This is a genomic window from Angustibacter peucedani, assembly GCF_054779595.1.
Window position 1 is genome coordinate 1 of the sequence record NZ_BAAGXY010000149.1, and the last position, 7,715, is coordinate 7,715.

The following is a 7,715-nucleotide window of genomic DNA, read 5'->3' on the forward strand; positions in this document are numbered from 1 at the left end:
CTTGCCGACGTGCTTGGTCTTCGCCGGCCGCCCGGCACCGGGCCGCGGGCGGCTGGCACCGGTCGAGAGCCGGCGACGACGGCGCGCCGCGGCCGACAGCCCGCTCGCGGACGCCGGACGGCGCACCCGCCGTGCGAGCAGCACCAGGGCCAGCCCGACGACCGCCAGGACCGCGGGCAGCCACAGCCAGGTGCGGTCGGACCACGCCAGCCGCAGCGTCATCGCCGGCAGCGGCCGGCCGTCGGTGCGGGCCAGCACCACCGTCTGCGCGCCGAGCGGGGCGCGGTAGGTCAGCCGCAGGTCACCCGTGCCGGTGGCGCTGCTCCCCCACACGTCGAGGTCGGCCGGGGCCGGCACGGGGTCGGTGCCGCTGCGGCGGCTGGTGGAGAGCTCGCGCGCGCCGTCCAGCCCGTCGACCACGAGCCGGTCGGCGGTGTCGACGAGGGCGTCGGCGTCGTCCGGGCGGGCACGACCGGCGAACAGCGGCACGCCGGCGTCGCCGTCGGCGCTGGCCTCGAGCGAGATCCGCGGGCCGATGACGCTGGCCAGCGACGGGCTCACCACGACGGCCGAGCGACCGGCCGGCACGTGCAGCTCGGTGTGCCACGTGCCGTGCGGGCCGAGCAGCACCGCGCCCATCACGGCGCAGATGACGAGCACGAGCCCGACGAGGGTCATGACCCCCGTGGCGGCGCGCTTCATCGTGGTGCTGCTCCTCGTGCGTCGTCGGTGAACTCCCGGACCGGACGCACAACCCTAACCGGGGGGGCCGGGAGGCCCGAAATCCTCAGAACCGCGCGGGCTCGCGGTAGACGCCCCACAGCTCGCGCAGCGCGTCGCAGATCTCGCCCAGCGTCGCCTCGGCGCGCACGGCGTCCAGCATCGGCCCGATGAGGTTGCCGTCGCCCTGCGCGACCTCGACCATCGTGGCGAGCCGCTGCCGCACGAGCGCGTCGTCGCGGTCGGTGCGACGCGCCCCGAGCACCCGCACCTGCTCGCGCTCGACCTCGTGGCTGACCCGCAGGATCTCGAGCTCGTGCGTCAGCGACTCGGTGTGGACGTTGACGCCCACCACCTTCTTGTCGCCCTTCTCCAGCGAGGTCTGGTACTGGAAGGCCGCCTCGGCGATCTCGGACATGAACCAGCCGTCCTCGATGCCGCGCAGGATGCCGCTGGTCATCGGGCCGATCGGGTGCTCGACCTCGCCGTCGGCGCCGCGGTCGCGGCCGTGCTCGCCCATCGCACGGACCCGCTCGAAGATCGCCTCTGCCTCCGCCTCGATCCGGTCGGTCAGCGCCTCGACGTACCAGCTGCCGCCGAGCGGGTCGGCGACGTTGGTGACGCCGGTCTCGTCCATCAGCACCTGCTGGGTGCGCAGGGCGATCTCGGCCGACTCGTCGGTGGGCAGCGCGAGCGTCTCGTCCAACGCGTTGGTGTGCAACGAGTTCGTGCCGCCGAGCACCGCTGCCAGCGCCTCGACCGCCGTGCGGACGACGTTGTTGTACGGCTGCTGCGCGGTCAGCGAGACGCCGGCCGTCTGGGTGTGGAAGCGCAGCCACTGCGCGCGGTCGGTCGTCGCCCCGTAGGTGTCGCGCAGCCAGCGGGCCCAGATGCGGCGCGCGGCGCGGAACTTGGCGATCTCCTCGAAGAAGTCCACGTGCGCGTCGAAGAAGAAGCTCAGGCCCGGGGCGAACGCGTCGACGTCCAGGCCGCGCGACAGGCCCAGCTCGACGTACGCGAAGCCGTCGGCCAGCGTGTACGCGAGCTCCTGCGCGGCCGTCGAGCCGGCCTCGCGGATGTGGTACCCGCTGACGCTCAGCGGCTTGTAGGCCGGGATGTTCTCGGCGCAGTACTCCATCAGGTCGCCGATCAGGCGCAGGTGCGGCTCGGGCGCGAACAGCCACTCCTTCTGCGCGATGTACTCCTTGAAGATGTCGGTCTGCAGCGTGCCGTCCAGCGTCGACAGGTCGACCCCCTGCCGCTCGGCCGCGACGAGGTACATGCAGAAGACCGGCACGGCCGGGCCGCTGATGGTCATGGACGTCGTCACGTCGCCGAGCGGGATGCCGGCGAAGAGCACGTCCATGTCGGCGGCGGAGTCGACCGCGACGCCGCAGTGCCCCACCTCGCCCAGGCTCATCGGGTCGTCGGAGTCGCGGCCCATGAGGGTCGGCATGTCGAACGCGACCGACAGCCCGCCGCCGCCGCGCGCGAGGATCATCCGGTAGCGCTCGTTGGTCTGCTCGGCGTTGCCGAAGCCGGCGAACTGGCGGATCGTCCAGGTGCGACCGCGGTAGCCCGTGGGGTACAGGCCGCGGGTGAACGGGAACTCGCCCGGCCAGCCGATGCGTTCCATGCGCGGGTCGACCGAGCCCTCCGGCGGGCCGTACACCGGCTCGACCTCGCTGCCCGACAGCGTGCTGAAGTCCGCGTCGCGCACCTTCCCGCCGCGGACGGCGCCGTCGTAGCGCTGCTGCCAGCGGGCCCGCCCGGCGGCGATGACGTCCTCGTCGTGGTCGCTCATGGCGGCCACTTTACTAGGACGTCCTAGTACCTGTCAGTCGGCGAAGTCGTCGGCCGCGACCCGCACCTTGCGCAGCAGCGTGAACAGCTGCTCGCGCTCGCCCGCGTCGAGCGAGCCGAGGCCGAAGTCCAGCTCCACGAGGTCGTCCGTGGCCGCCTGGACGACGGCGCGGCCGTCGTCCGTGATGCCGGCGAGCGTGCCCCGGCCGTCGCGCGGGTTCGGCGAGCGCTCGACCAGCCCGGCCTGCTCGAGCCGCTGCACGATGTTGGTGACGGACGTCGGGTGCACCATGAGCCGCTCGCCGATCTTCGACAGCGGCAGCCGGCCGGCGCGGCTGAAGGTGAGCAGCACCAGCGCCTCGTAGCGGGCGAAGGTCAGGCCGTGCGCGCGCAGCTCCTCGTCGTAGCGGGCGATGAGCAGCTGCTGCACCCGCATGACGGACGTCGCGGCCGCCATCGAGTCGTCGGCACCCCAGCGCGCGCGCCACAGCTCCTGGGCGCGGGCCACGGGGTCGAAGCCGAGGCGCAGGGGCTTGGGCACAGGCGGCACCGTACCGGGCGAGGGCTCACGCCGGCTTCGCCTACCCCGCTGCGGTCATCTGCGAACTACTCGACTCAACTTGTCACCTGTTCGTGCAGCAGACCCCCGCACGACTTCGAAACCCTTCACGCCGCCACTGAGGGAGCGGCATGATCACCACGTCGAACGTGTCCGGGGAACCGGGTCAGGCTCCCTCAGCCTTCGAGAGCGGGCCGACAAAGTCGTCCGCGGCCTTTGCGGCAACACCCGCCCGCGCGAGCGACGATTGCCCACCGGGTTCCGCCGGGGCTCTCGTCAGGGTCGTAGCCGTAGTGCGCACGCCGTGAACGAATCCGGCAGCGTTGTCGGTGGTCAGGGCCTCAGTCACGGCCGCGCTGAGGCGCGGCGACGCGCCGCGCGGCCAAGGGCCGATGGCGTCGTAGTTAGAGTCGCGCGACGTCGTGGGAGGGCCCCGCTCGGTCGTGGTGTGAGTGGGTGCTTCCGCCCCGTGGAGACCGTCGTAGGTTTGGATGGCGACCGATGTGCTCGGATCCGAGGCCCCGAAAGTCACTGGATCGGACATGCCGAACCAGGCCACTGCCAGAGTCGCCAGGAGAGCGATCAGTCGCGCCACGGATCGACCGCCCGAAGCCTTGGTCCAAGGAGGTCGCGCAACTCAGCGCCTGGTTGGCCGGGGTCAGGAATCATGACAATCCCGCTGACCGTGATCAGCCCACGGACAGCCTCCGAGGCATCAGCGAGTTCCTCCTCCAACCAAGCGAAAACTGACCGGCACACTTCGGGGTGCGACTTCCGATGTGCAACGAGCCACCGGACAACGTCATCGAGCACGATGGTCGGCAGGACCTCCCCGTCGTTGTCGGCAAGGTGCTCTTCCAGCACTGGCAGCAGCTCACGGTTCGCGTGGATCAGGGCAGCGACCGCGGCTACGGTCTCGGCGCTCATCCGCCACCCCTCAGAACGAGGCTGAGTTCGTCCGCGAGGCTCTGTGCGACCAGTCGGTCGTAGTACGGAGCGTCAGGATTTCTACGCAGCCACTTGTTCAAGCCGTTGAGCCTCTCCTGCCCCTTGATCGAATGCATGCGGCCAGCGGTCGGGACACCCGTCGCAAGTTCGTTCCGGATCGCGTCCATCGTTGTCCCGTTGCCGACCCGGTTCGGGTTGGCCGTCCCCTTATAGAGAGCGTCGATGTGGTTCTGGAGATCCTGACTGCCGACCTGGGGTTTCGGCAAGCTGTCATCAACGGTCTTTGCGGCCCCTTCGGACTGCTTAGCTGCTGTTGTGACCCCCCTGCTTCTCGTGTACCCCGCCGCGACGGCGAGGGCGACGATCTGGCCGACGTCCGAGCCGGTGGTTGGCCATGGGCCGACGTATTGGTCGTTGTAGCCGTTGAGGGTCTCAGCGAAGGTTGGCTGACGGCCGTAGCGCAGTGGGTTTTCGTGGACGAAGTCGGCAACGGCCAGGCTGAATCCTGACTTGATCAGGTCGGCCGCGGTGTGTCCCAGCGTGCTGTGCTCGCCACGGTAGTCGCCGAAGGCGACATACCTGGGGTCGTCTGCGGTCGTGAAGGTTCCGCCGAGCTTGTTCTCGACGCCGTACCTGCGCAAAGGTGGCGCCACGATGTCGCTGATGTACCGGTTTGGTCAGCAACTCCGTGACCGCGCTGGCTACGGCCGCCCGCGGTCCGCTAGGGGCCGCACCCACTCCGGCACGCCGGCGTCCAGGTGCAGCTCGGCGTCGCACGCGGCCGCGGCCTCGGGGTCGTGCGTGGCCAGGACGACGGCCGCCCCCCGCTCGGCCTCGGCCCGCAGCAGGTCGACGACCCGGGCGCGGTTGACGGCGTCCAGCTCGCTGGTGGGCTCGTCGGCCAGCAGCACCCGGCCGCGCTGGGCCAGCCCGCGCGCCACCGCGACGCGCTGCTGCTGCCCGCCCGAGAGCTCCTCGACCAGCTGGTGGCCGGACTGCCCGAGCCCGACGGACTCCAGCGCCGCCGCCGCCTCCGAGCGCGCGTGCGACGGGTCGGTGCCGGCCGCCAGCAGCGGGACGACGACGTTCTCGCTCGCGGTGAGGACGGTGGCCAGCGCGTTGCCCTGCGGGATGACGACGACGCCGCGCGCGGCCGCGTCGTCGCGCGACCCGGTCGGGGCGCCGTCGAGCAGCACCTCGCCCTGGTCCGCGGGGCGCAGGCCGGCGAGCGCCCACAGCAGCGTGGTCTTGCCCGCGCCCGAGGGCCCGGTGACCGCGACCAGCTGGCCGCTGCGCACGGCCAGGTCCGCGCCGTCCAGCACCACGCGACCGTCGAACGCCACCCGCAGGCCGCGCGCACGCAGCTCGGCGGCTGCGCCGTCCGACGCGCCGTCCGCCACGACGTCCACCGCGCCCGCGGCCGCCGCACGGTGCCGACCGTGCTCGTGCTCGCTCATGCGACCTCCCCCGCTCCCTCGTCCTGGCCCTGCGGCACCAGCCGCACCGAGCCGTCCGGCTCCAGCTGCACCGCCAGCAGCGACCCGGGCGGCACGACCTCGAGCACGTCCGGCGGCAGCGCGAGCGAGCCGTCGCGGCCGACGACCGCGAAGTCCTCGCCGCGCCGTCCCTCCGAGCCGACTCGGCCGTCACGGATGGTCACGGTGCGCCGCAGCCGCAGCGCCACCTCGGGGTCGTGCGTGACCGCGACGACCGTGGTGCCGACCAGCCGGTTGACGTCCTCGACGGCGGCCAGCACCTCGTCGCGGCCCTCGTGGTCGAGCTGGCTGGTGGGCTCGTCGAGCAGCAGCAGGCCGGGCCGGGCACCGAGCGCGACGCCGACCGCGAGCCGTTGCTTCTGGCCGGGCGCGAGCTGGCCGAGCGGCGTGCGCGCGTGGTCGGCCAGGCCCACCAGGTCGAGCACCTCGTGCGGGTCGGGCAGGTCGCGCCGGATCGAGCGCGCACCGCGCTGGGCGAACCGCACGTTGTCGACCGGCGACGCGTAGGGCAGCAGGTTGCGCATGGCGCCCTGGACGACGATCCCGACGTCGCTGGCGCGCATGCGGGCCAGCCCCTTCTCGTCCAGCCGGGTCAGGTCGTGGTCGCCGACGCGCAGCCGCCCGGCGCTCGGGCGCAGCAGCCCGGCCAGCAGGTTGAGCAACGTGGACTTGCCCGAGCCGGACGGCCCGAGCAGCCCGACGACCTCGCCCGCGGCGATGTCCAGGTCGACGCCGGAGAGCGCGACGACGTCGTTGCCCTCCAGCCGGTAGATGTGCACGAGCCCGTGGGCCGCGACGTCCAGGCCGCTCATCGAGCACCCTCCCTCATCCGTTCCACGGACGACGCGCGCAGCTGCGCCGTCGCCACGAGCACCGCGAGGACGACGAGCAGCGCGGTCACGCCTGCCGCCGACCACGCCCCGGCCAGCAGGTCCGGCGTGGTGCGCGGCACCAGCACCGAGGAGTCCTCGTCGGCGAGCGGCAGCACCGGCAGCACGACCACGACCGCCACGAGCGCCGCGACCATGGCGCAGACCAGGGCAACGAGCACCCCGGCGACGTTCTCGAGCAGCAGCGCCCGCCGCAGCACGCGCCGGCGCACGCCCACCGAGCGCAGCGCCGACACCTCGGCCGCCCGGGCGCGCGAGCCGACGAACGCGGCGACGAGCACCGCACCCACCGCGACCAGCACCGCGACCGCGCCGCATGCGAGGAAGAGCAGCAGCGCGAGCACCGCGCCCTCGCCGTCCAGCACGTCCAGCGCCTGCGCCGCCGTCGAGCGGCCGGTGACCGTGATCCCGGACGACGCCAGCGCGCCGCGCAGCGCGCGCTCGGCCCCGGCGTCGTCGCGCGAGAGCCACACCTGCTGCTCGTCGGACTGCGCGCCCTGCACGCTGCGCAGCACCAGCTCGAGGTCGACCAGCGCACCGCCGCGGCCCAGGCCCGGCACGAACGCGGCGCGGCCGGCCTGGCGCACGCCGGTGGGGACGCCGTCGAAGCCGCGCACGCGCACCAGCCCGTCGCGCGACGGCGTCTCGGGGCCGCCGAGCGCGGGAGCCGGCGACGGCGCGTCCCCGCGGAAGACCCGGGCGGGGAAGCCGACCGGCGTGGTCACGCGGGCGACCAGGCCGCCGGCCCCGACCTCGAGCGGGGCCGACGCACCACCGGTGTCGACCACCGGCGGGCGCCAGGTGCCGCGCCGGTCGAACCCAGCGTCCAGGCGCTCGGGCCGGCCGGCCGGGCCGGCGAGCAGCTCGTTGAAGGTGACGGTGGCGGTGCCGGACACGATGTCGGTGGCCGGGTGGCGCACCGTGAGCGCGACCAACCGGCAGCCGGCCGAGCAGGACGACGGCACCGTGCCCCGGTAGGTCTGCGGGCCCTCGCGCAGCGCGCCCAGGTCGGCCTCGCGCCAGCCGGCGTCGGTCTCCAGCGTGGCCGAGAGCTCCAGCGGCGAGGGGCTGCGCAGGTCAGCGGTGCTCGCCCGCACCTCGACCACGCCCGGGCGCAGCACGAAGGACGGCGGCAGCGTCGGCCGGATCACGCCCTGCACGTCGTCCGGGCCGCGACCGGCGAAGCCCAGCACCGCCGCCGCCCGCGTGCCGTCGACGGCCAGGCCCGGCGTGGTCTCGTTGCTGCCCGGCAGCGCCGCGACCGCCATGGCGTAGCGGCCGTCCCGGTCGGCGGCGCGC

At 73.5% G+C, this 7,715-nt stretch carries 8 protein-coding genes; all 8 read right to left on the minus strand.

Translation table 11 applies throughout. From position 1 onward, the window contains the following. The coding region (locus ACYVJ4_RS18035) for a PH domain-containing protein (RefSeq protein WP_460461461.1) at positions 1-702 on the minus strand (702 nt) is incomplete at its 3' end. Positions 703-787: 85 nt separating this feature from the next. Beyond that, complete coding sequence (locus ACYVJ4_RS18040; RefSeq protein WP_460461462.1) at positions 788-2,524, minus strand: acyl-CoA mutase large subunit family protein; 1,737 nt, start codon at positions 2,522-2,524, stop codon at positions 788-790. Between the two features lie 33 nt (positions 2,525-2,557). Then, complete coding sequence (locus ACYVJ4_RS18045; protein WP_460461463.1) at positions 2,558-3,064, minus strand: MarR family winged helix-turn-helix transcriptional regulator; 507 nt, start codon at positions 3,062-3,064, stop codon at positions 2,558-2,560. Positions 3,065-3,664: 600 nt separating this feature from the next. After that, complete coding sequence (locus ACYVJ4_RS18050; protein ID WP_460461464.1) at positions 3,665-4,009, minus strand: hypothetical protein; 345 nt, start codon at positions 4,007-4,009, stop codon at positions 3,665-3,667. Further along, positions 4,006-4,671 carry a hypothetical protein gene (locus ACYVJ4_RS18055; protein WP_460461465.1) on the minus strand — a complete coding sequence of 222 codons (666 nt, stop codon included), beginning with the start codon at positions 4,669-4,671 and terminating at the stop codon, positions 4,006-4,008. The genes ACYVJ4_RS18050 and ACYVJ4_RS18055 overlap by 4 nt, the downstream gene beginning before the upstream one ends. A 60-nt stretch (positions 4,672-4,731) precedes the next feature. Then, a complete protein-coding gene (locus ACYVJ4_RS18060) occupies positions 4,732-5,487 on the minus strand; it encodes an ABC transporter ATP-binding protein (RefSeq protein ID WP_460461466.1) in 756 nt (251 codons plus the stop codon). Beyond that, positions 5,484-6,338 (minus strand): ABC transporter ATP-binding protein, encoded by an 855-nt coding sequence (locus ACYVJ4_RS18065; RefSeq protein ID WP_460461467.1) that lies wholly within the window; start codon positions 6,336-6,338, stop codon positions 5,484-5,486. The genes ACYVJ4_RS18060 and ACYVJ4_RS18065 overlap by 4 nt, the downstream gene beginning before the upstream one ends. After that, positions 6,335-7,715, minus strand: a 1,381-nt coding sequence (locus ACYVJ4_RS18070; RefSeq protein WP_460461468.1) for an FtsX-like permease family protein, incomplete at its 5' end; no start/stop codon positions are given. The genes ACYVJ4_RS18070 and ACYVJ4_RS18065, both read right to left, overlap by 4 nt.

Coding starts and splice junctions, on each gene's coding strand:
- ACYVJ4_RS18060 (WP_460461466.1), bottom strand. CDS start 5,487: ATGAGCGAGCACGAGCACGGTCGGCACCGTGCGGCGGCCGCGGGCGCG.
- ACYVJ4_RS18050 (WP_460461464.1), bottom strand. CDS start 4,009: ATGAGCGCCGAGACCGTAGCCGCGGTCGCTGCCCTGATCCACGCGAAC.
- ACYVJ4_RS18065 (WP_460461467.1), bottom strand. CDS start 6,338: ATGAGCGGCCTGGACGTCGCGGCCCACGGGCTCGTGCACATCTACCGG.
- ACYVJ4_RS18040 (WP_460461462.1), bottom strand. CDS start 2,524: ATGAGCGACCACGACGAGGACGTCATCGCCGCCGGGCGGGCCCGCTGG.